Source organism: Enterobacter sp. SECR19-1250 (assembly GCF_013391025.1).
In the GTDB taxonomy this organism is placed as follows: domain Bacteria; phylum Pseudomonadota; class Gammaproteobacteria; order Enterobacterales; family Enterobacteriaceae; genus Enterobacter; species Enterobacter cloacae.
Genome location: NZ_JACASJ010000256.1, coordinates 1 through 1333, shown reverse-complemented (window position 1 = coordinate 1333; position 1333 = coordinate 1). Strand labels below are relative to the sequence as shown.

The following is a 1333-nucleotide window of genomic DNA, read 5'->3' as shown; positions in this document are numbered from 1 at the left end:
AATCAGCGAGTCAGCTTGGGAAGAAATGACCTGCTTATTCGCACCTTCCCTAGGTATCAGTCGCCTCAGCTATGCGCTCATCTCTTTACTGTGGGCGGCATCCGCTCTGCTGCTGTTGACCTATAACTACAACTTCCTTAATGGCGTCGAATCTGGGCATTCACTCTCCTTTATCCTGTCTGTGCTGATCTCTTTCGCTATCTGTCTGCTTTACATGTCGCGGCTCTACCAGCGAAGCAACTGGTTGAAGCAGGACTGGCAGGACAGGGCGCTGACCGACCCGCTGACTGGTTTACCGAATATTCGGGCGCTGGAAGAGTTTCTTCAGGCTCAGCCGGATGCAAAAATCTGCTGCCTGCGGATGGACAACCTGGAATTTTTAAGCCGCCACTACGGCATTCTCATGCGGGTGCATTGCAAACGTAGGGTAACCACCTCCCTGCAGCCGCTGTTGCAGAAAGATGAGAAGCTCTTCCAGTTGCCAGGCAGCGAGCTGGTCATTGTATTGCTGGGGCCTGAAACCGCTGAACGGCTGCAGCATATGGTTGATCAATTAAACAGCCGAAAAATTTACTGGAACAACACGGGGCTGGATATCGAGTTTGGCGCATCCTGGGGAATGGTCGAAAACGGCGAGAACTTGCACCATACGCTGGGCCAACTGAGCTGGCTTGCCGAGCAGTCATGCGGAGCGCATAACGTACTCGCGCTCACCAATAGCCTGGAGGCCGCGTCGGGGCAAACCACAGAACGGGTGCTGATGTTAGCGCGTATCAAACATGCCCTGGATGCCGGTCAGTTTCATTTATATGCCCAGCCAATCCAAAAAGCGGACGGCAGCGGTTATTACGAAATACTGGCGCGCATGGAAAGCGAGGGTGAGATTATCACGCCTGACCGCTTCATCCCGCTGATTGCCCAGTTTAACCTGAGCCACCGCTTTGATATGTGCGTGCTGGAAAAACTGCTGTTGTGGTTGCGTGATCATCCTGCGTCGCAGGGTGGCACTCGCTTTTCTGTCAATCTGATGCCTCTGACGCTGATGCAAAAAGAGGTGGCTACCGAGATTAGCGCGTTGTTCGAACACTATGGTATCGCGCCGCAGGACGTTGTCCTTGAGATCACGGAAGAGCAGGCCTTCTCGAACTCTGGCAGCAGTATCAAAAACCTTCAGCAGCTACGGGATCGTGGGTTCCGTATCGCGATTGATGATTTTGGTACCGGCTATGCCAACTACGAACGACTCAGACGCCTTCAGGCGGATATCATTAAAATAGATGGCTGTAGATTCAACCTGTCAACGCAACACCCTTTTCAATTATCTCTTTCGGTG

Annotated in this window: 1 protein-coding gene; it reads left to right on the top strand. The window is 52.7% G+C overall.

Annotated features, from left to right (window positions below; translation table 11 throughout):
• Positions 1-1333, top strand: a 1333-nt coding sequence (locus tag HX884_RS26420; RefSeq protein ID WP_178329031.1) for an EAL domain-containing protein, incomplete at both ends; no start/stop codon positions are given.